Consider the following 20,456-nt stretch of genomic DNA (forward strand, 5'->3'; position numbering starts at 1 on the left):
AAAGGCGGTATCCCGCCAGATTTCAGATGCTCTGGTAACTTGTTGCCGAGTAGTTCACTGTAGATGTTTCTGCGCAAAGTGCGGAAACCGTAAAAGTAGGCTATTATTTTTCGAATAATTTTCAGGAAGGTATGGATGACAGGTCTCCAAAAAGCGGATACAGTTACGAATATCTTCAGAAACTTGCATCTTATACAGGCTGGAAATATGAGTATGTTTATGGCGAATGGGATGAACTGTTCGAAAAGCTGAAGGACGGCGAGATCGATCTGATGGCAGGTGTGGCTTATTCTGAGGACAGAGTGGATCAGATCGGCTATCCGGACAGTGAAATGCTGAATGAGACTTTTTATATTTATAAGGATACGGATGATAGCTCCATGCAGTGCGGCGACATTGCCTCATACAGTGGCAAGAAGATCGGTACGCTCAAAGGTGATCAGCGTATGACTGCAGCACTGGAACAATGGAAAGCCAGACACCGTGCCGATATTGAGATTGAATATTATTCGGATCTTACGGAATGTGCCAGGGTATTTAATGAACAGCAGATCGATGGGTTTGTAAGTGCCGATAATGTGGTTTCTTCTTACTCTGGTATCACTCCTGTCGAAAAGATCGGCAAGCAGCTTTTTTATCTGTGCACTGCAAAGGAAAGGGAGGATCTGCTCAGTGAACTGAATATGGCAATGTCCATTATGAATGAGCAGGATGCGGTGGAAGTTGATGAGCTGCGAAACAAATATTATACAGAAACAACGGTCAGTGTTTTTCTTTCGCAGCAGGAACAGCAGTGGATGAAGGAACATGCTCAGATAACGGTGGGCTACCTGGCAGACTATCTGCCATATTGCGATAAGGCAGAGGACGGATCTGCGACCGGCCTTGTGTCGGACATCGTACCGGATCTGTTTGATGCACTTTCCGGTGATTATGATCCGGAGATCATTTACAGATGCTTTGATGACCAGCAGGAAATGCTGGACTGCCTGAAAAACGGAGAAGTGGATTTTGTAATGCCTGTCAGTGATGGAAAGTGGTATGCAGAGCAGGAAGAATTTGTGCAGAGTTCTGCTGTCGTTGCGTTACGATAAGCATCTCGCCATTTTTATTACAGAATTAAATCCTAAATTTTTCTCATTACGATACCTTGAACTCATTAATTATTTATGTTAAACTTAATAAGTTTCAAAAATGTAACTAACCACTGTCTGACCATGTTTTTGACACAGTCATAAAACATTCTACTGTGTCAAAACATGGTCAGATTTAAGATAAAGGCGGCGTAAAGCCGTGTGAAATAAGGAGTTTTATGAGTAGTAAAGGTATGAGCCCTATGATGCATTAGTGAAATTTCGGTATTGTTGAAAAACCGCATAAATACAGGCTTTATAAGAATTTTGAACTTATGAGCATTTAACGATAAGTGGTACTCAGTGGTAAGAAATATGCCTGAGTAGAAACAAGACTGTGGTCAAAATTATCGTCGGAAAACAACCTAAACATTTTTTTTTAAATTTGCATGGCATTGGAAAACGAATTTGCAATTATCTATTTTTTAAGTAATATGAAGTTAAATTTAATACAACCATTAAAAAAATCTTTTATGCTTCAGACGGAAATAATGTCTGCTTCATAAAAGATTTTTTGTAATAATATTGTAATATTTATCTTCCGCGAGAGGAGAGCGCAGGATGATTATACATGCAAGTATGAGAACCGATATACCTGCATTTTATTCCGAATGGTTTACAAATAGAATCCGTGAAGGGTATGTTCGAGTGAGAAATCCCTATGATCCTTTACAGGTTACAGAATATAGCCTTGATCCTGAAGTCGTTGATTTGATTGTATTCTGTTCAAAAAATCCAGTCCCTATGTTGAAGTATATGGATTTGCTGAAATCTTACAGGACATACTGGTATATCACAATCACTCCATATGAAGCAGACATCGAACCAGGATTATTTAAAACAATTGTAAGTAAAAGAAAAATCATTGAAGCATTTCTGCAGATATCAGAAATTGTAGGAGAAGAGCATATTGGCTGGAGATACGATCCGATTTTTATCGATGACAAATATACTGTCAAGTATCATTTGGAACAGTTTGAGGGCATATCTGCGGCTTTACAAGGGTATACAAAAAATTGCGTGATAAGTTTTCTTGATTTATACCAGAAAGTAAAAAGGAATTTTCCAGAAGTGAAAATGGTATCCAAAGAGCAGAGAAAATATCTTGGGGAACGTATGACACGTATTGCCACAGAGCACAAAATGATTTTGCGGCCTTGTGGGGAGGGAACGGAACTTGCTGCATTTGGAGCAGACTGTAATGGCTGTATGACACAGCAGATTTATGAAAATGCCATTCATATGTCACTTGACATGCCGAAAAAACAATTCCTTAGAAAAGAGTGTGCATGTTATTTGGGAAATGATATTGGTGCTTATAATAGTTGTCCGCATATGTGCAAGTATTGTTATGCAAATTATGATGAAAAAAGTGTGCGCCTTAATCGTATAAATCATAATCCGAAATCAGCATTTTTGATAGGTGATGATATGCCAAATGACAAGGTTCATAAAGCAGTGCAGAAAAGCTGGATAAATGGACAGATTAGTTTGAATGGGTTCTTTATATGAAAATAAATTAGAGCTGGCTTATTGAAAGAGAATGTGATAAGATTAAGAAAGAACATACATTCGAAAAATGGGGCGGTGTAGTAAATTGAGAAAAAGTGAAAAACTAAAGAAAATTCAATTATTGCTGAATCAAAAAAATCTGTATGAGGACCAGTATGAGAGATTATTAGCTGCAACAGGAGACTGGAAAAGCAATTATACGGACTATCTGATCACAGAACCGATTGATTTGGTGGAAGAATTGAAACGTGTTCCGGAAGCTGATTATGAGCTCTGTACGGCATTGCTTACAATGCTTGTAAAGGAAGAAATTCCTGAAAATGCCTCTGATAAAACGTTTGTGGATCATAAAGGTCTTCTGATTTTAGAAAGAATGAATGAAATACTAAGTGTAGGAGCGAGAGAAGATGAAAGCGGGAGATACGGCCTATCTTGTGGAATCAAATAGATTTGTTCATGAGGTAGAAATTCTCAGATGTAATGGAGAATTGTATATTGTGTGTTTTAAAGATAACGGCGTCGGATTGTACTTTAAAGCATATCACTTACTTCTTACGTCTTGGAAAACTGTCAAAAGTATTAGTCAGGCTCCAGAGCATAAAGTTTAGAAAAATTCATATGATTGTTGGCATTGAGACTATTGGGAAAAGAATCAAATTGTTTAAAACTGCTGCTATCTATAGGTGAAAATCATAGATAACAGCAGTTTTTTGTGTGATTCCAAAAAAATCTTAAAAAAGTTGCAAAAAAATTTTATTTTTTACAGAAAATGGTACTTTTTTTTATTCTTTCTATACAGAGGGGAAAATAATTGATGAGGAGGATGCTTATTATCTGGAAAATAGTTTTAGTGATTTTGGTAGTATTGGCATGTGTTATTACGGGGTTATATTGCTGTCTGGTCAAGGCGAGTGAGGCAGATGCTGAACTGGAGAGGTTCTATAATGAAAAATATGGAAAGAAAGGTGGAAAGAAATGCCAAAAGGAAGATCAGGCATTATAACAGAGGAATTTAAGGGAAAAGAAAATACGGCATATCATGACGTGGAGAAATTGTTTAAAATTTATCGTTCGGTAAATTGGAAAATGCAGATTAAGATTAATCAGGTCAAAAGACATTTTCAGTTAGAGTATGGAACCGATGTAGATAAATTTTTGGACAGTTTATATCAGGCGGGCATGGATGTAGATACGGATCTTGCAAGTGAAAAGGAACGGGTGGAGTCGATTAATCATTCCAATAAATTTCTAAAACTGATGGATGAGTCCGTTGATCTGATGAGAAAATATCATCCGCAGGGCGAGAGATATTATTGGGTGCTCTATTACAGTTATATGTCGGCTTACAAAGCAGAAAATGTAGAGGAAATCCTTGATAAACTGGAACCACATTGTCCTCAGCTTACACGGGTTCACAGAACTACTTATTTCCGGTGGAGAGATCAGGCATTCGAGGCAGTTGGAAGTATACTTTGGGGCTGTGAAGGTGAATGTGAAAAAATGATGAAGCAGTTTAGCGAAGAGTTTCAGGAAATATGAGGTACAAAAAATTTTTCTGCGATTCTGTTGACACAGAAATTCCGAAAAAATTATATTGAAGCTGAAAAGACGTACAAAAAGACGCATAAAAATTCGGAATTTTGAAAGGAGAACAGATATGGTTATATCAGTTGACACCGGTAATAAGATGATTAAAACAGAACATTATGAATTTAATTCAGGAATAGATGTATTGGATACGATTCCTGGAGAAAACGATGAAGTGATTGAATTTGGTGGAAAATATTACAGGACAACAAACCGAAGGATATCTTACATGGAAGACAAGACAGAAGATGATCGCTATTACATTCTTACATTGATTGCCATTGCAAAAGAATTGGATACGATGAAAAAAGAGGCGGTTTTAGCACCTAATGAGCTGATCGAGATAGAACTTCTGGTAGGATTACCACCGGCACATTACGGAAAGTACCGAAAAAAGTTTCAGCAGTATTTCCAAAGAGATGGCAAAGTGGTTGGCTTTAAGTATGGCGGTACCTCTTATCAGATTTTGATTCATGAGGTGAAAGTGTATGTGCAGGCCTATGCTGCATATTGTGTGCTGGCAGCAAGACGTCATTTGACCGAACTTCCGAAAGTTCTTGTTATTGATATTGGTGGGTTTACGGTGGATTATATGATCCTCCGATACGGAAGATTGGAGAAGGAACACGTTGATTCTCTGGAAAGTGGCGTGATATGTCTGTATGGCAGAATTCGGGCTGCTATACGCCAAAAATACAGCATTGCACTTGATGAAGAAGATATTGATAACATCATTCTTGGAAAAAACACAGGATATATGCAGGAACTTAAAGAACGAGTCCGGGAGGTAACGATTGGATATGTAACGGAATTGCTCGGAACGTTCCGTGAGCTTGGCATTGACTTTCGAACAACACAGACTGTATTCATGGGTGGAGGAGCCATTCTGGTGTCTGAAATTATCAAGGTAGTCTGGGAACGCTTCAAAGGGGAGTATTTTATTATTAATGATCCTAAGGCAAATGCTAAAGGATACAAATTGCAGTTTCAGATAGAAGCTAAAGAACGGGAGGATTAAAAATGGGAAAGAAAGACGAATATCGTTTTAATCTTCGGTTTGATGAAACAGATGAAATGCACAGGCTGGTTGTAAAGTATTTAAATTCCTGTGGGCATAATAAAGCAAAATACATTGTACGGGCATTTTTGGCATATTGGAAAATGTCCGGCAAAAGTTTGCTTTCGTATGTGTTTCCGGAAATAGATGCTGAACAGCTGTTACCAGAAGCAAAGCCAGAAAATGATAAAAAAACAGCAGTTGTAGCAAAAGCAAGTGATGCTGGAAATGATAACGGGACATATATACAGAAAGATCATTCAGAGCAGCAGCTGTTGGAAAAGAGTTTGCAGGAAGATCATTTTGTAAATCTGGAAGGTGATTGTAAAGCAGACGAAGCAGAAGTTCTTCTGATAAAAAATAATTACAAGATGTTTGAAGATCTGGAATAGGAGGTATGTGGGTGCGTAGTAAACAAGTGCAAATTTTAAGCGGTATATGTGGAGTGCAGCTGATTGGTTATGCATGTCGGGCTGCAGGATTTAAAACAGATATTTGGATAGGGTTTGCAGGAAGTGTTTTCCTTATGTTGGATATTGTATATCTGGCAATTCAGGAAAAGGGCAGAAAAAAATGCCCTGAGTGTGATTCTGAGATATCAAAAAAAGTCAGGATATGTCCGGAATGCGGTTATCTTTTTCAGCAGGGACTGTCAGAAGAACAGCTGACGGGATACATTGAACAGGAGCAGGAAAAAGAAATGAGTTCGGAACAAATTGATCGCGCATTTGAAAAAACAGATAATATTGCCGCAGATGAGATAGATTCTTTTGATGGTGATATAAATGATTTTTTACAGGAATAAAAACAGAGAAAATAAGAGAATAGCTTGTAAATATATTCAGATGCATAAAAATTCATATGTGATTGTGAAAATACAGTGAAAAGTAAGAAATAGATTGCGAAAAATAGTATAATTCATAAAGCTGACTTTAAATGATGGATTAGAACCGACTTCCCGGGGTGAAATAATTTACCATACTAATTAAACCGGGCTCAAAGATTGGAAGGGCATCGGTATTAAAATTAGAAAGGGTATAAATTACTTGATTTGCGTGGGCTGCTGGAGTAATTTTCCGGCAGTCCTGTTTTATGTCTGTATTGCAAGACCACCTCCTTCAGAGATTACTGTATACACTAGATCATTTTGGAGGAATGCGGATATGACAAAAACAGAAAAAGAACTGAAAAAGGAATTTAGTGCTTATGTGAAGACTGCAATTAAGAATACACAAAAGCAGTACTTAATAAAAAAAGGCAAGATTCTGGATAATGAAATAGCCATGGATGATGAAGGAATAGATGAAATCTTACAAAAGCAGACAGAAGACCTGTTTGATAAGATGGATTTAAATGTAGATATGGTTCTGAGTGATGAAATCAATGTAAATTCTTTTCTGGATCAAATCAATGATCCTGTTCTTTATGTTTCTCTGTATTCGTTGAAGGAACTGCAGCAGAAAGTATTAATGCTCCGTATAGTATATGTAAAATCATTCGATGATATTGGAGGTATTTTGAATATGACAGCAAAACAGGCTGAAAACAGCTATTACAATGCAATCAGAAAAATACGAAAACAGATGGGAGATAACTTTGGATGATTTTGTAGGGGTTTTATGTAGAGCGAGAATGAGCGAAAGGGAAGCTATACAGCTGATTGTAGAAATGTATCGTCCCCTGATGCTTAAATATGCTAATTTGAATACTGGTTTTGATGATGATTTGTACCAGGAATTTGTATGTTGTGTGATTAGTTGTATTTTTAAATTTCCGTTTGAAAAATGGAATGCAGAAAATGATCTGGATTAAGTAATGAGTATTGACACAGTGATAGGATGTGGTTATGATATAAATGTATAACATTTATTTCTGCTGGTTGCGGAAATATATAACTTTTGTTCCGGCTTTTTGCTGGAAGGATAATTTAAACTGAAGTATATTCGGTTATCGAAAAAGCAGAAAGACATTGATTATTTTTATGAATAGTCAGTGTCTTTTTTTGCGTTTTGGAGGAAAGGAGGAATATTTCTGACAAGGTAAATCTCAAAGAAAGGAGGAGCACGAATGAAGACGAAGCCGATGATCATGGCACATGGGAACCTAATTCTTCCATTAACGGTAGGACAAAAAGCAAGATATTGTCAGAATGGTATCTGGAAAACCACAGGAAGAGTACGGCAAATTATTGAACAGACAGAAGACTATGTAAAATTCGAAACAGATTCAGTACGGTATTGTATTGATCACTATGGAAGAGAAGCCAATGTTCTAGCATTGGTGGCATGACAAAGGAGCATATAATCCTGGATCAAAAAAGTATTGGCGTCAGTCAGTACTTTTTTGGTCTCTCTGAAAGAAAAAATGGTATCAGATATGAGGATGAACTGGAGAAATGTGGAATTCCAACCAAAACATGGAAACAAGCAGGCCAGATGGAATTGCAGGATTAGCGGAAAATAAAGTAGAAGAGAAGAAATGCTCCTGATTGCAGATTAAATAAGTGCACTACAGAATTAGGTATGCAAATACGAATAAAAGAAGTATAATATAATCAATAGTTTTTGGAACTGTGATCCAGAAACTATTGATTTTTGTGTTTAATGGGAATCAAGATCATCAAAAAATTCATCATAAGAACAGTTATAGATCTTTTTTAATTCCATAAGGACGCTGATTCGGATATTTAATTCACCGTTTTCATATTTGGCATAAGTAGAGCGACCAATGTCGCAATTTCTGCACTGTAATTCTGCACAGAGCTTTTCTTGGGATAATCCAAATTTTTCGCGAAGACGGCGAAGATTTTTACCAATATATACGTCACATTTTAATTTTTGCTCCATAAAAGTCATCCTCCATTGACCAGTATAGGTGTCAAATGCTGATGTTATTGTATGAAAAAACGCGATATAATATTGTCCGCTATACTGATCAAGAATGAGAAAAAATGATATAGTAATTGAGTTGGTATTAGGGTGTGAAAGAGGAGGAAGAATGAAACGTAAAGCGTTGTATCTTGATGATTCGGAAAAAGAGTTAGATGCACTACTTGAGAATGAAGATTTTTGGAAACCAGGTAAATCAGAGTGGGACAGTGAGATCCTGGATATTACGAATAAACAAAGGGAACTGGAAGAATCGCAATATGTAAAATCGAGGAGTAATGAAGCTTATTGTTACCTGCTTTCGGAATTGTATCCTATGGCTGAGAAGGTAGCATATGCACAGGGCTGGGATATGATTTTGAACATTGATGAAGAAGAGCATACTGCAACATTGGGATGTTGTGGACGGTTTCTTATAAAAACTGAAGGGGACGATGGAACACTCGAAAATTTTCTTTCACAGGCGATGGAATTTTCAGAACAATGTTTTTTTTCTGCACACAATGATCTTATAAAAATTAATTTTATTTTTAATCTGTATGAAAAAGAAAAAATAGCGGATCATTCAAAAGAAATCGAAGCATTGAAGAAACAGCTTGAAGATAATCAAGAAAAGGTGAGGGAATATTTGTTGGAAGAAATGGTTGATGAATACAGGAAATAATGGATGCGACAGTATTGCATCTGTATTGCAACAGCACTGATATTGACATCTGATTTTAGAATTTATACAATGTTAGCGTAAAGTTCTGTGCATGCGTATCATGCATGGAGAGCCATAGAATTTTATATTAAAGACAGCTGTTTTTATAACGGCTGTCTTTTTTTGCCCGAAAACTTGATCCTTGAAGTGTGACTTCGGAGCCTATCAGGAAAGGGGGATTTTTATGGCAGGAAAATTAAAAAAAGAAAAACAGAAGGTTTATCTGTCACCGGGAAATCTGAAAAGAAAGATGATTCCCCGTATTTTCTTTATGTCGTATCTGGGAATTAATGTAATTGCACTGACAGGCATTCCGGTTTATGCGTCAGATATCTTTGCAACAGCAAAAAATGCAATGCAGACAGTATATACAGATGTGGCCGGTATTGCTACTGTAGCAGCGGTGGTATGTGCTGCGGTGTGCCTGTTTTTAATGAATTTTTCCAAATCGGGCAGAACCGTGGATGAGTCAAGATCCTGGCTGAAACGTATTGTTGTATGCTGGGCTGCACTTATGACCCTGGGTGCCATTGTAACATATTTGGAAAAAATTATTCCGAAAAGTATGTTTACGGGCTGATGTATGATTTCTTACCGGTGCTCTCCCGGTTTTTGAAAGGAGGGTATCTCTTATGGATATGAATAAAACATGAGCTGGCTTTTGGAGCTGTTGGTAGATGCCATTCGCGAAATGTGCAGTCAGTTTATCGTGGATATGATGGAACTGATCACAAATATGTTTACAGAACTTCTGTCCTGTAATCTTTCATTATTTGAAGAATTGTTTTCAGTAGTGGGGAGCCTATACAAAAATGTGATTGTTCCTACAGGAATTGCAATCCTCTTGATGATTCTTGTATGGCAGCTTTTTAAGTCCATGTTTGGTGGAAAAGCAGGGGTAAATGCAGAAGAACCAATAGAACTTATCTGTCGGTCGGCCATTTCTTTATTTCTTCTTGCCGGATCGAAACCATTGGTTGACTACATTTTGAGAATTGCGGGAACGCCATATCAATGGGTTGTAGGAACAAAGGTCAAGGTCGCTAGCTTTTCAGGCTATGTATCAACTCTGGAAGGTGTTACAGATACACTTGGAATCAGCAGCCTTAGCATTTCGGTTTTGATGCTGATCATGCAGTTTGTTGTAGCATGGAACTATTTTAAGATGTTAATGGTCATTGCTGAACGTTATGTATTGCTTGGTGTATTTTCCTACACAGCACCTCTTGCATTTGCAACCGGTGGTTCTAAAGCAACAAATAATATCCTGGCTTCATGGAGCAAGATGTTTGGAGGGCAAGTAGTGCTTGTTATATTAAATGCCTGGTGCATGAAGATGTTTTTATCTGGTTACGGAAATATGATGGCAAGCAGTTATGGGTTTACGAAATTCTTCGCAGCTACACTTTGTCTGGTAGGATTTTGTAAGATCACATTTAAACTTGATTCCTATATGGCATCGCTTGGAGTGAACCTTGGCCGTCCGGCTCCTGGAATGGGAGCAGCAGGAGCAATGCTTGCAGCGAGCAGGATCATCTCTCAGGCAGCAAGGACAGCTTCTGGCTCTGGTGGAACAGGAGATGTCGGTGGAACCAGAACAGATATGGGATCGTCGGATGGAATGACAACCAATTTTACTGGGCCAATCCCAATGACTCCTAATGGCGGAAATGCAATGGATATAAATGATATGACTTCAGATGGAGATTTTGATAAAGAAAGTCCGCCTGGTCCAGGAAATCAACAAAATGAAGTTTCTCCGGCAAATAAGACTGTTTTTGAGGAACTTGGCATGACAACGGGAAGCAGCGATACGGCAGAGATGGATTTCGGATCTGGAGATCATGTAAATGGCAATATAGATTCTATGTCTGCTACATCAGAAACTATGTCTGGAATTAATGCTATGAGTGTGAAAGATGATGCAGAAGCATTTGCGGGAGCTGTTTCAGAGAGTAATTCTGAAGGAGAGACTCTTTTGGACGTTTCCGGAGGTGAACAGGATCTTGCAATTCCGGCTGCGAGCAATGTATCCGCCAACGGATTCAGCGAAAGTGGAAGTGAGCACGGCATTCTTGGAGAGATGGGCGATTATCCGGTTGAAGAGGAAATGAGTGATTTTGATTCAGAAATGGATCTGGAAAGCGGAAGCATTGAAATGACTGGCCAGGAAAGTATGTCCTATGGAAAAACAGGAACAGCGTATAATTCTTCTGTATCTGGTGAGGTTTCGAATGCAGGAGAAGGGCTGGGATCAGAAATAATGTCTGCACTTCAGGGGAATGGGGTATCTTCTGTGAACCAGGAGAAAGGTATCCTGGATGAAGTTGGTACTTCGTCTGTGTTTGGGTTTGATGCTGCACCACGAGCAGGGATGAATTATAATGAAAATTCTATGCCGACAGGAATGGAATCCATGTCTGAAAATGGAATACAGTCAGATGGAATTATGGATACAGGAGAAGATCTGGATGAAGAAACAGATGAGGCCGATTTTTATGCGAAATCGGCAATGGGTATTTTGGTAGATACAGCAGGAAATCCGCTAAAGGCTGAAAACACGAAATTGAGTGATCCTGGTATGCAAAATGAAGATGATATTCAGCCTGTAGCTGATGAAACAGGTATGGCAGCTGATGGATTTATGAATGTTTCGGGATCCATTCCAACAGGAGATATTTCCTTAAAAAGAAGCAGACCAGATACCCGTAGAATACGTGAAGTTCCAAAATCGAGAGCAGAATTAAAAGAAAAAGGTTCGGACAGACTCAGATAGGGGGATGAAAATGGCAGAAGAAGATAAAAATTCGTCCCCTCTGGATGAAGGCACAGAAATTATTGCACATACTGCTCAAACTGCATATGCAACAACAGCGGCAGTAGCAGCTGGAGGAACAGCAGCAGGAATGGCAGCAGGAACAGCCCTTGCAGGTCCTCTTGGAACTGTGATCGGGGCATTGGTATCAAATAAAACTGTTTGGAAAATACTCGTTTCTATTTTCCTGTTTTGCTTTCTCTGGATGTTTATTATTGCAAATATGATAGGAATTATTTTTAGTTATCTTGGATTTGCAAATGCAGATTCGTATGCGAATGAAGCTCAATCTACGCAGCTTACGAATATACGTGACCGGGTTGAAGAAGTTCTGCAGCAGGAAGATTACAAAAAAGAAATCTTGAAAATAATAAACAAAAAGCACAAGGCTGTTTTAAAAGAAATTGACCAGGACAAAGCAGAAAAATATGCAGGCCATGAGCTGGTTGTGGTGGATGAATATGAAACGAAGCTGAAAAGGAATCTTGGATATTACCTTGCCGTACTGATGATGGAAAACGAAGATAACAGTACGGTTTTTTCTTTTTTAGGTTATGCAAATAGTTTGGGGATTGATATGTCCACAAACTTGTCCAGCCCATACGACTCATTTTTTTATGAAGCGGCACAGACGTACAATGTGCCGGCAGCGTTGTTGATCGCAATGGGTAAAGTAGAATCAGACTTTAATCCAAATGTTGTTTCTGGTGCAGGGGCATCTGGTATTATGCAGCTTATGCCATCTACAGCAGCATCTCTAGGGGTATCTAATGTTTTGGATCCCAGAGAGAATATTATGGGCGGAGCAAAGTATGTTTCCCAGCTGATTGAGCAGTTTAAAGGCTATTCAAATGGATTGGAACTGGCAATCGCAGGGTACAACGCAGGGCCCGGAGCAGTTATGAAATATGGATATCAGATTCCTCCATATGCGGAAACGCAGGCATATGTAAAAAAAGTATTAGGCTATGTTGAAATTCAGCAACATCAAACATCCACTTCTTCAAGTTCTGCAAAGGATGCTCAAAAATCGGATGCAGATACTGAAAAATTACAAACATCCTATGAACTTTTAAAAGAGTCGGTTGAAAAGCATCTGGATAGTTTTTTTGACTGGTCAGTTACAGATGAGCGAAAAGGCGAAGCAACGGAGACCATTTATTGTATGGAAGTGAATGGGAAAAGAGGTGAGATAGATCGAACAACCTATGAGCAGATTCTGGCACAGGGTGGAAATGCATGGCAGGAAAACCGGACAGTAGTATCCAAGAAAGTAGAATATACATTAGCGTTGCTTTTGAATGCACAGATTACAGGCGGAAGCGGGTATCAGTATAAATTTGTCACAAACAAGACAACCTTTGATATTGTGATCAAATTGTTGGAATATTTACAAAAAGGCGTAGATGCTGTTAAAAATGCACTTTCCACGATTTTTCATTGGACAGATTTTGTTACTGGTGGGAGCAGTGGAGATTCTTTTGTTGCAGGAAATATAGATGCTTCAGGGGATATCATTACATATGATACAGTCGGAAAAGGCGTAAAAAAAGTAGTTTATTTTAATCAGACAGAGGAACCGTGGAAAGGCATGTCTTATGGCTCCAGTACGATCGGTGCGTCCGGTTGTGGACCTACATCTATGGCAATTATAATTTCAACGTTAACTGGACAGACGGTAACACCTCAGATGACATGTGCTTATTCCATTGCAAATGGAGAATATGTGCCAGGCATGGGAACGTCTCATTCATTTCCGACGAATGCTGCCTATCACTGGGGACTTACTTGTGAAAGAGTCGGAAAGGACCGTATGAATTACGTCGTGCAGTCCCTTAAAGAAGGCAAGATGGTTGTAGAAATCTGTGAAGCCTATACGATTACAGGAAGTGGAAGCGGACATTTTATCGTATTGACTGGTGTGACCAGAGATGGTTATATCACGATAGCGGATTGTGCAAGCAGAGAGCGAACCGGAAAAGTGTACAGTGTGGAAACTATCAAATCCTATGGACGTGATCTTAGCGAAGGAGCGTTCTGGATTGTTGGAAAAAAATGAGGAAAATACAGTGAAAAAGATTAGGAGCACAGAGCAAATACTGGTATTGGCAATATTGCTGTTCACATATTTCCTGGAAACCTTCCAAGTGGCATATGCACAAAAGGCAGAGGACTTGCCGCAGATTGTTTCCTGGCAGGATGGCAAGGGTTATCAGTCAGATGGGACATTTATTGCTGATGGCTGGGGGTATGATACAGTGAACCCGGCTGGGAAATATGTATTGTTTGATGAAAATGGCATGGTGCAGCTTCAAACTGAAACGATGGATCCTGTAAATGCGGAGGATGAGTATTCTGGGACAGAACTTGAGCCAGCAAATATTGCAGTGCGGGCAGAGATTTTTGAAGGATTCACTGGAAAGGTTCATGTGACAATAGAAGAAAATGGAGGAGTTCAAAGAGAAATTGATTTGGATTCCTCTGTTTTTTTTGAATGGAACCTGTCCGTGAATAGCGGAAATTATCGCTTGAAATCTGTGGAAGCAACACAGAATGACCAGAAATATGTTGCAGAATTTGATAACAACTATAAAAATCTTCCGGAACAGGGTCTTATCATAATGAAAATTAAAGTGAAAAATGAGCTTGTGGAAGCTGTTCAGACGGAGAAAAAGCAGAACAAGACAGATCAACAAAATAACATTCAAAATCCAGAAAAATCGGATTCAGGAATTAAAAATACGGAGGTGGTGACAACTGTGAAAAAAACAGGACAGAAAACAGGAATCATTATTGGCGTTTTGAGTTTTCTGGGTGCGGCAATGTGGTTATTATATCGGAAATTTCATTGTAAAAAATAATTCGGGAGGTACAGAATGATGCAGAGAGAACGATCCGATGTTTATATCATTCCACCCAATTTTGCAAAAGAGGGAACCCTGTTTTCAGGGAGAATTGAAGGCAGGAATGCTTTTGAGGCAGCTGTCCTTTTTATAGTACTTTTTAGGATACTGTTTTTTATAGATGTTTCAATAAAGCTAAGAATCTATATTGGTATAATTGTAATCCTGCCTTTAACAATACTGGCGGTAGTCGGTGTTAACGGGGAAAGTTTGCTTTCTTTCATTATTCAGTTTATACGCTTTGTAACAAGAAGGCGGGTAGTGACTGTACCCGATGGACAGTATAGATTAAAGAGAAACCGTCGTATTAGGAGACAGCAAAAGAAACAACAGAAACAGGAGAGAAAAAAGAAGAAAAGGCAGCAGGAAGGCGGTGTAAAAGATCGGAAGCGAAGTCGCAGAATTGAAGCAAAAGCTGAAAGAAGCTCAGCTTGCCGAGAAACGAGAACGGCGGGAGCAGAAGCAACAGCAGAGAGAAGACAAGGCGATGTCCAGGAAGCAGGAGAAAGAAAATCGCCAGATGCAGAAGGAACAGCAGAAAAAAGACGCACAGAAACAGAAAGAGCAGGCCAGGGAGAATTTCAGGCAGATCCGTGAGCAAGAGGCAGAAGAACGTAATCTGAGGAATCAGCTTGTTCAGAATGTAGAAAAAGAAGAACGGCCAGTGCGACCGCCAAAGAAAGAACTTTCTCGAAAAGAAGAGAAAAGTGAGAAAGTCCAGGAAGTACCGGATCTTCTGCCAATGAGCTGGACAGCCTCTTATATACCATTAAAACAAGTAAAAAATGGTATTATCCAAACTTCCGACAATCGTTTTGTTAAAATTGTTGAAGTATTGCCAATCAATTTCTTATTACGGTCATCTTCAGAACAGAGAAGTATCATTCTCTCTTTTATGTCATACCTGAAAATCGCACCGCCCAATATCCAGCTTAAAGTGCTCTCCAGAAAGGCAGACATTCAGGAGTATATTGATAAGATTGATGAAGAGGCTGAAAAAGAAACAGATGAACGTTGTAAAATTCTGCAGGAAGATTATGCAGAACTGATTAAATCCCTGGGTATGAAGGAAGCGATTACACGTCGCTTCTTTTTGATTTTTGAATATCCTTCCCGTAGTGGGAGTAAGAATCCAGACGAAAGAGATGTACATCTTTATATGCGTTCTGCTGTGCAGACTGCAAAAAAATATCTTGCCATGTGCGGAAATATAGTTTTGGAGCATGAGAATGAGACGCGCTTCTGCGTGGAAATCTTATACCAGCTGTTAAATCGTCAAACATGCCTGACAGAATCTCTGAATGATCGGATAAAAGAAGTTCGGAAGTACTATACAGAAGAAAACGGTCCAGAAAGTATACGATATATTCCTGTAACAGAACTGGTCGCTCCGAGAACCATTGATTTCAGGAACTGGAACTATGTGGTTGTAGATGGATTGTATTATACATATCTGTATGTTCAAAAATACCGTTCAAGAGTCCCGGCCGGATGGCTGTCTCTGTTGATCAATGCAGGTGAAGGAATAGATATAGACGTTTTTTTCTTCAAGCAGGATAAAAACCGCTGTGTGGAGCGAATTGGACGCAGAATACGCTTGAACCGTTCAAAAATCAAGGATACTTATGATTCAAACAGCGACTTTGACAGTCTGAGTGAATCCATTCAGGCTGGTTATTACCTGAAAAGGGGGCTGAGCGGCAGTGAAGAATTCTACTACATGAGCATTCTGGTTACGATAACTGGACATAGTGAACAGGAAGTAGAATGGCGTTCAAAGGAAATGACAAAGCTGTTAAGCTCTCAGGACATTGGCACAGGTAGCTGCATTTTCAGAGAAGAACAGGCTTTTTTATCTTCTCTGCCATTTTTACAGATAGACAAAAATATTTATGAGAAGTCCAAACGGAATGTACTTACATCCGGTGTAGCAGCATGTTATCCATTTGCTTCATATGAAATGTCTGATAAAGATGGCATCATGATCGGAGTAAATAAAGCAAACAGTTCGCTTGTCATCATAGATATTTTTAATTCGTTAAAATACAAAAATGCAAACATAGCAATATTTGGAACATCTGGCTCAGGAAAAACATTTTTGATGCAGCTTATGGCACTACGTATGAGACAAAAAAACATACAGGTATTTATTATTGCTCCGGATAAAGGACATGAATTTGCAAGAGCCTGTAACAACATTGGTGGAGAATTTATACAGATTTCTCCTTCATCGTCGAACTGCATCAACATAATGGAAATACGGCCTGCAGATATGGAAACTCGCGATTTATTGGATGGGTATACATCTGAAAGGTCAGAACTTGCAAGCAAAATTCAAAGCTTACATATTTTTTTCAGCCTTCTGATTCCAGATATGTCACATGAAGAAAAACAGCTTTTAGATGGTGCAATGGTTACTTGCTATCAGGAAAAGGGAATCACACATGATAATCTGAGTCTGACGGATCCGGAACATCCAGGAAAATACAAAAAGATGCCGATTCTTGGTGATCTGCATGAAGTGCTTATGCGTAAAGAAGAATGCAGACGTATGGCGAATATATTAAATCGTCTGGTGAGTGGATCGGCATCCAGCTTTAATCAGCAGACAAATGTGGATCTGGAAAATAAATATGTTGTGTTGGATATTTCAGAACTTTCCGGTGACCTGCTCCTTGGAATGTTTGTGGCACTGGATTTTGTCTGGACAAAAACAAAGGAAGACCGGACAGTAGAAAAAGCGGTTTTTGTAGATGAAGCATGGAAACTTCTGATGTCTAATGATTTGGCAGGAGAATATCTGATTGAAATATTCAAAACAATCAGAGCTTATGGTGGATCGGCTATTTGTGCCACACAGGATCTGGCAGACTGTTTTGCGGTAAGAGATGGAAAACTTGGACGCGGTATATTAAGCAACTCAAAAACAAAAATTGTTCTGAACATGGAAGTTTCAGAAGCAGAACGGATTCAGGAGGAGTTGGATCTTTCAGAAGCCGAAACCAATTCTATTATTCATTTTGAAAGAGGAAATGGTCTGATTTCCACAAATAATAATAATTTGATTGTTGAATTTAAAGCAAGTGCTCTGGAAAAAGATCTGATTACCACTGACCGCAAAGATCTTCAGGAATTGAAAGACAGAATCCGGAAATATGGTACAGATGCTTATGGCAGGAAATAGTGTGAATAAGAAACGGCATTAAAAACGTTACAAAGGACGTATAAGAGGAATGAAATTAATTATATGTCATAAAAAACGTTTTGTGATGACGTGTAACAGATGTCTTTTGAAAAAGACATGAAAAAACACATTATATGCCACATAAAAAACGTCATTTATGTGGCATATGTTTATCATGGAAAGGATAGACCAGATGGAAAACAAACAAAAACCCGTGGAACGTGAAACCAGACAGTTAATTCAGACATATAATGTGCTCTTAAAATCTCAGATTTATGCATATTTCGCAAAAACCCAAAGAGATCATTTTGTAGGACGTGCATTTAAGACGCTGGAAAAAGAAAAACAGATTTATATTCATCAGGATCTGGAAATGGCAGCAATAAATGAAGAGGCATTTAAAGCCAGAAATGTAGGAACTTTGCAGGCATTTTGGGTTCTTCTGGATATTATGGATCAAAAAGAGGTAGACCAGCACTTCCTTGCATCAAAAGAGGAATATCCTGTTCGCATTGTGTTATGCGGTGAAGGAGAAATCTATGACATTTTGTATGTGTCAGAGAATGAGGTACAGGTTACCAACAATTTGTTTACCCGGAAGATGACAGATGATTGCGGGCATATCGTTATTGTGGAAAAGCCCGGGTACATACATGAAATCAGGATACCGGACGTGCTTGGATTTTGTACAGTGAAAGAAGGTGGAGAAATCGAATATTACAGAAATGCGGATGGATGAAAATGATTCATTTTTTAAATTAAAAGAACAGTTAGAAGATGCTCAAAAACTAATGGGAAGGATGGAACAGTATATAGTGGAAGCAAGAGGGGTATTGCAGTCCTGTATCCGGCGGCAGTCAGAGTTCCAATATGCTTATTTGGGAGATATGATTCAGGAGACTGCGAAAACTTCAGAACGTTTGACAGATAAATTAAGACGCCTGACACTTGAAATAGTAGTAAATCCCAAAGAATATGAGAAATACAAAGAAGATCTGGTACTGATACACGGAATTGAACTGGAGTATAAGGATGAGATTCTTCGGGTATCTGCTCCCGTCCTGATCCCTCACCGGAAAGATTGTTATACGGATTATCTTTATAAACCATTGCATACCGCTTTTCGAAATTGGTGCATGCAGAGAGCGGAGGAGAAGCTGGAAATTCCGACATATACAAATTGTACGATTTGTTTTGTACATGTTTATGATGAAACACTTCCGCTTGCAAGAGTGAGAGATCATGACAATTATGAAGAAAAACATGTGCAGGATATTATTACAAATTTTTTCCTGCGGTCAGATAGTGGATTATACACGAATACCTGTCATGTGACACGTATGGGCGAGGAAGACCGTACACTGTTATATGTGATGGACAGCAGCAAATTTCCAGCGTGGATTTCTGATTTTGGCAAAGAAACAGGTATCGAAAAAAATCATGAGTAAATTGCATGGGGATTCTACATGGGAAAAGAATATCTGATAAGGCATAAAATAAGCAAAAATCTGAACAAAATTGCCAGGTTATGTACCCAGGTATTCAACAGATAGGGTATTTTTGCTTTTTCAACGAGGGGAAAATAATTGAAAAGACAACAGGATAAATTATTGATTATTATAGCGATGTCGGGTGAAATGCCGACTTATTTAGGACAATACGTGACTGGCTCGATTTCATATACTGCTGCCCTGATAACAAGATTAAAAAAAGAAAGATATATTTCTCTGAGATGCAAGGATGGATATAGAGGATACGTTTTATTAGAAAAAGGCAGAAATTATCTTCTTTCAGAATATGAAAAAGAACTCTCTTTTTTTATTTCCGGTTCCGGGCAGACGGGGCATGTGAAAAGTGAACCAGAAAAAAGAATGCGGCTGTATCGAATGAGCGAGGTATGGGTCTTCTTCTGGAAGGCGGGTATAGAGATCTTGCGGAACCATAAACCAGATATGGATAAAGGGTTCGTGAGAGATCGGGGAAAAGCGTTTTATTATGGCAGTCTGGAATTTAAAGGAATGTCGGAAGCAATCAGGGGTTCCAGATCATGTGGGGTGCTTTTATCCGGGGATACTGTGTTAGTTGTTTACAATACCATGGATCGAAATATGAAATGGGCGAAAAAAATGGAATGTTCCATGCGTACCTGGACAGAGCGAATGCTCTTAAAGGGCGGATATAACAGCAAAGCGGATGCGCTTATTGTAGGACAGAACATAAAAGTATTGTTAAAGCTTTTGGAAAGTGATGGAGGCATAAAAAAGGATCTGTTTCGACCAGATGATATTTATGATCAATATTATTATATTCCTATGTGCCGAGAGGGAATATTGCAGATTGTCCTGCTGACAGAGAAGCGGAAAAGAGAAAAGCTAAAGCAGTCTTTGTTTTCAAGATTTTCCATAAAGAGAGAAAAAGAATATGCTACCTATAATGTGTGCGATGAAAATGGGAACCCTATATATTTAGTTTATGATTTGGAAATGCGTCAATTATGCCGCATTAAACAGGAACTCTTATGGAGACCGTCAGTAAGTATTGTGTGCATGGATTATCAGGCGGAAACAATAAGAGAATATTTGGGAGAGAAGGTGATCATTTATGAGCTCAATGCAGAAAATGTAATGAAATACCTTATAAATGACCTAGGAGAATGATCTTGGTCGATGGAGGT

Annotated in this window: 22 protein-coding genes; 21 read left to right on the top strand and 1 reads right to left on the bottom strand. The window is 38.7% G+C overall.

The window, feature by feature from the left end:
• Positions 1-131: 131 nt before the first annotated feature.
• The 11 genes from DXC01_RS17025 to DXC01_RS17080 all read left to right on the top strand — a co-directional run bounded on the left by DXC01_RS17025 (position 132) and on the right by DXC01_RS17080 (position 7,578).
• Positions 132-1,094, top strand: coding sequence for a transporter substrate-binding domain-containing protein (locus DXC01_RS17025; protein WP_118699446.1), 963 nt, complete (start codon positions 132-134; stop codon positions 1,092-1,094).
• A gap of 600 nt (positions 1,095-1,694) precedes the next feature.
• Positions 1,695-2,645: a DUF1848 domain-containing protein gene (locus DXC01_RS17030; RefSeq protein ID WP_005424189.1), complete on the top strand. Its 951-nt coding sequence runs from the start codon at positions 1,695-1,697 to the stop codon at positions 2,643-2,645.
• An 85-nt stretch (positions 2,646-2,730) separates the two neighbouring features.
• The gene (locus DXC01_RS17035; protein WP_044925425.1) at positions 2,731-3,093 is read left to right on the top strand and encodes a hypothetical protein; all 363 of its coding nucleotides are present in this window, start codon (positions 2,731-2,733) and stop codon (positions 3,091-3,093) included.
• Positions 3,094-3,468: 375 nt separating this feature from the next.
• Positions 3,469-3,648: a hypothetical protein gene (locus DXC01_RS17045; RefSeq protein WP_226844680.1), complete on the top strand. Its 180-nt coding sequence runs from the start codon at positions 3,469-3,471 to the stop codon at positions 3,646-3,648.
• Positions 3,621-4,184 (top strand): hypothetical protein, encoded by a 564-nt coding sequence (locus tag DXC01_RS17050; RefSeq protein ID WP_005424184.1) that lies wholly within the window; start codon positions 3,621-3,623, stop codon positions 4,182-4,184. Before DXC01_RS17045 ends, DXC01_RS17050 begins: the two co-directional genes overlap by 28 nt.
• A gap of 118 nt (positions 4,185-4,302) precedes the next feature.
• Positions 4,303-5,250: a ParM/StbA family protein gene (locus DXC01_RS17055; protein WP_005424183.1), complete on the top strand. Its 948-nt coding sequence runs from the start codon at positions 4,303-4,305 to the stop codon at positions 5,248-5,250.
• A gap of 2 nt (positions 5,251-5,252) precedes the next feature.
• Complete coding sequence (locus tag DXC01_RS17060; protein WP_005424182.1) at positions 5,253-5,681, top strand: hypothetical protein; 429 nt, start codon at positions 5,253-5,255, stop codon at positions 5,679-5,681.
• 134 nt (positions 5,682-5,815) lie between these two features.
• A complete protein-coding gene (locus DXC01_RS17065) occupies positions 5,816-6,094 on the top strand; it encodes a zinc ribbon domain-containing protein (protein ID WP_158583648.1) in 279 nt (92 codons plus the stop codon).
• Positions 6,095-6,452: 358 nt separating this feature from the next.
• The gene (locus DXC01_RS17070) at positions 6,453-6,893 is read left to right on the top strand and encodes a sigma-70 family RNA polymerase sigma factor (protein WP_118699447.1); all 441 of its coding nucleotides are present in this window, start codon (positions 6,453-6,455) and stop codon (positions 6,891-6,893) included.
• Positions 6,886-7,101 carry a helix-turn-helix domain-containing protein gene (locus DXC01_RS17075; protein ID WP_022388724.1) on the top strand — a complete coding sequence of 72 codons (216 nt, stop codon included), beginning with the start codon at positions 6,886-6,888 and terminating at the stop codon, positions 7,099-7,101. Before DXC01_RS17070 ends, DXC01_RS17075 begins: the two co-directional genes overlap by 8 nt.
• Positions 7,102-7,356: 255 nt before the next feature.
• On the top strand, positions 7,357-7,578 hold the full coding sequence (locus tag DXC01_RS17080; protein ID WP_005424177.1) for a hypothetical protein: 222 nt from the start codon (positions 7,357-7,359) through the stop codon (positions 7,576-7,578).
• Between the two features lie 311 nt (positions 7,579-7,889).
• Here DXC01_RS17080 and DXC01_RS17085 read toward each other — a convergent pair whose 3' ends face one another.
• Positions 7,890-8,135: a helix-turn-helix domain-containing protein gene (locus DXC01_RS17085; protein ID WP_015525038.1), complete on the bottom strand. Its 246-nt coding sequence runs from the start codon at positions 8,133-8,135 to the stop codon at positions 7,890-7,892.
• A gap of 151 nt (positions 8,136-8,286) precedes the next feature.
• Between DXC01_RS17085 and DXC01_RS17090 the strand changes: the two genes are divergently transcribed.
• The 10 genes from DXC01_RS17090 (at position 8,287) to DXC01_RS20760 (ending at position 20,439) form a co-directional block, all read left to right on the top strand.
• A complete protein-coding gene (locus DXC01_RS17090) occupies positions 8,287-8,841 on the top strand; it encodes a hypothetical protein (RefSeq protein ID WP_022388723.1) in 555 nt (184 codons plus the stop codon).
• Between the two features lie 223 nt (positions 8,842-9,064).
• Entirely contained in the window at positions 9,065-9,460 is a 396-nt protein-coding gene (locus DXC01_RS17095) for a hypothetical protein (RefSeq protein WP_226844683.1), read from the top strand.
• Positions 9,461-9,529: 69 nt separating this feature from the next.
• Positions 9,530-11,656: a hypothetical protein gene (locus tag DXC01_RS17100; RefSeq protein WP_005424169.1), complete on the top strand. Its 2,127-nt coding sequence runs from the start codon at positions 9,530-9,532 to the stop codon at positions 11,654-11,656.
• 10 nt (positions 11,657-11,666) lie between these two features.
• Positions 11,667-13,754 carry a transglycosylase SLT domain-containing protein gene (locus DXC01_RS17105; protein WP_243111654.1) on the top strand — a complete coding sequence of 696 codons (2,088 nt, stop codon included), beginning with the start codon at positions 11,667-11,669 and terminating at the stop codon, positions 13,752-13,754.
• 88 nt (positions 13,755-13,842) lie between these two features.
• Entirely contained in the window at positions 13,843-14,556 is a 714-nt protein-coding gene (locus tag DXC01_RS17110) for a hypothetical protein (protein ID WP_147399641.1), read from the top strand.
• A 15-nt stretch (positions 14,557-14,571) separates the two neighbouring features.
• Positions 14,572-15,195: a hypothetical protein gene (locus DXC01_RS17115; RefSeq protein ID WP_005424166.1), complete on the top strand. Its 624-nt coding sequence runs from the start codon at positions 14,572-14,574 to the stop codon at positions 15,193-15,195.
• Entirely contained in the window at positions 15,086-17,782 is a 2,697-nt protein-coding gene (locus DXC01_RS17120) for a VirB4 family type IV secretion system protein (protein ID WP_243111655.1), read from the top strand. The genes DXC01_RS17115 and DXC01_RS17120 overlap by 110 nt, the downstream gene beginning before the upstream one ends.
• A gap of 193 nt (positions 17,783-17,975) precedes the next feature.
• Complete coding sequence (locus tag DXC01_RS17125; RefSeq protein WP_227222833.1) at positions 17,976-18,521, top strand: DUF5697 family protein; 546 nt, start codon at positions 17,976-17,978, stop codon at positions 18,519-18,521.
• Positions 18,522-18,582: 61 nt separating this feature from the next.
• Positions 18,583-19,230, top strand: coding sequence for a DUF6100 family protein (locus DXC01_RS17130; RefSeq protein ID WP_226844694.1), 648 nt, complete (start codon positions 18,583-18,585; stop codon positions 19,228-19,230).
• Between the two features lie 660 nt (positions 19,231-19,890).
• The gene (locus tag DXC01_RS20760; protein ID WP_243111656.1) at positions 19,891-20,439 is read left to right on the top strand and encodes a hypothetical protein; all 549 of its coding nucleotides are present in this window, start codon (positions 19,891-19,893) and stop codon (positions 20,437-20,439) included.
• Positions 20,440-20,456: the final 17 nt, after the last annotated feature.

Source organism: Blautia sp. OM07-19, from assembly GCF_003481595.1.
GTDB classification, from domain to species: Bacteria; Bacillota; Clostridia; order Lachnospirales; family Lachnospiraceae; genus Blautia_A; species Blautia_A intestinihominis.

Bases quoted from the DNA above. Each gene is read 5' to 3' on its own strand.
- DXC01_RS17025 (WP_118699446.1), top strand. From the start codon at position 132: ATGGATGACAGGTCTCCAAAAAGCGGATACAGTTACGAATATCTTCAG.
- DXC01_RS17030 (WP_005424189.1), top strand. From the start codon at position 1,695: ATGATTATACATGCAAGTATGAGAACCGATATACCTGCATTTTATTCC.
- DXC01_RS17045 (WP_226844680.1), top strand. From the start codon at position 3,469: ATGCTTATTATCTGGAAAATAGTTTTAGTGATTTTGGTAGTATTGGCA.
- DXC01_RS17050 (WP_005424184.1), top strand. From the start codon at position 3,621: ATGCCAAAAGGAAGATCAGGCATTATAACAGAGGAATTTAAGGGAAAA.
- DXC01_RS17055 (WP_005424183.1), top strand. From the start codon at position 4,303: ATGGTTATATCAGTTGACACCGGTAATAAGATGATTAAAACAGAACAT.
- DXC01_RS17060 (WP_005424182.1), top strand. From the start codon at position 5,253: ATGGGAAAGAAAGACGAATATCGTTTTAATCTTCGGTTTGATGAAACA.
- DXC01_RS17065 (WP_158583648.1), top strand. From the start codon at position 5,816: ATGTTGGATATTGTATATCTGGCAATTCAGGAAAAGGGCAGAAAAAAA.
- DXC01_RS17070 (WP_118699447.1), top strand. From the start codon at position 6,453: ATGACAAAAACAGAAAAAGAACTGAAAAAGGAATTTAGTGCTTATGTG.
- DXC01_RS17080 (WP_005424177.1), top strand. From the start codon at position 7,357: ATGAAGACGAAGCCGATGATCATGGCACATGGGAACCTAATTCTTCCA.
- DXC01_RS17085 (WP_015525038.1), bottom strand. From the start codon at position 8,135: ATGGAGCAAAAATTAAAATGTGACGTATATATTGGTAAAAATCTTCGC.
- DXC01_RS17090 (WP_022388723.1), top strand. From the start codon at position 8,287: ATGAAACGTAAAGCGTTGTATCTTGATGATTCGGAAAAAGAGTTAGAT.
- DXC01_RS17095 (WP_226844683.1), top strand. From the start codon at position 9,065: ATGGCAGGAAAATTAAAAAAAGAAAAACAGAAGGTTTATCTGTCACCG.
- DXC01_RS17100 (WP_005424169.1), top strand. From the start codon at position 9,530: ATGAGCTGGCTTTTGGAGCTGTTGGTAGATGCCATTCGCGAAATGTGC.
- DXC01_RS17105 (WP_243111654.1), top strand. From the start codon at position 11,667: ATGGCAGAAGAAGATAAAAATTCGTCCCCTCTGGATGAAGGCACAGAA.
- DXC01_RS17115 (WP_005424166.1), top strand. From the start codon at position 14,572: ATGATGCAGAGAGAACGATCCGATGTTTATATCATTCCACCCAATTTT.
- DXC01_RS17120 (WP_243111655.1), top strand. From the start codon at position 15,086: ATGTCCAGGAAGCAGGAGAAAGAAAATCGCCAGATGCAGAAGGAACAG.
- DXC01_RS17125 (WP_227222833.1), top strand. From the start codon at position 17,976: ATGGAAAACAAACAAAAACCCGTGGAACGTGAAACCAGACAGTTAATT.
- DXC01_RS17130 (WP_226844694.1), top strand. From the start codon at position 18,583: ATGGAACAGTATATAGTGGAAGCAAGAGGGGTATTGCAGTCCTGTATC.
- DXC01_RS20760 (WP_243111656.1), top strand. From the start codon at position 19,891: ATGAAATGGGCGAAAAAAATGGAATGTTCCATGCGTACCTGGACAGAG.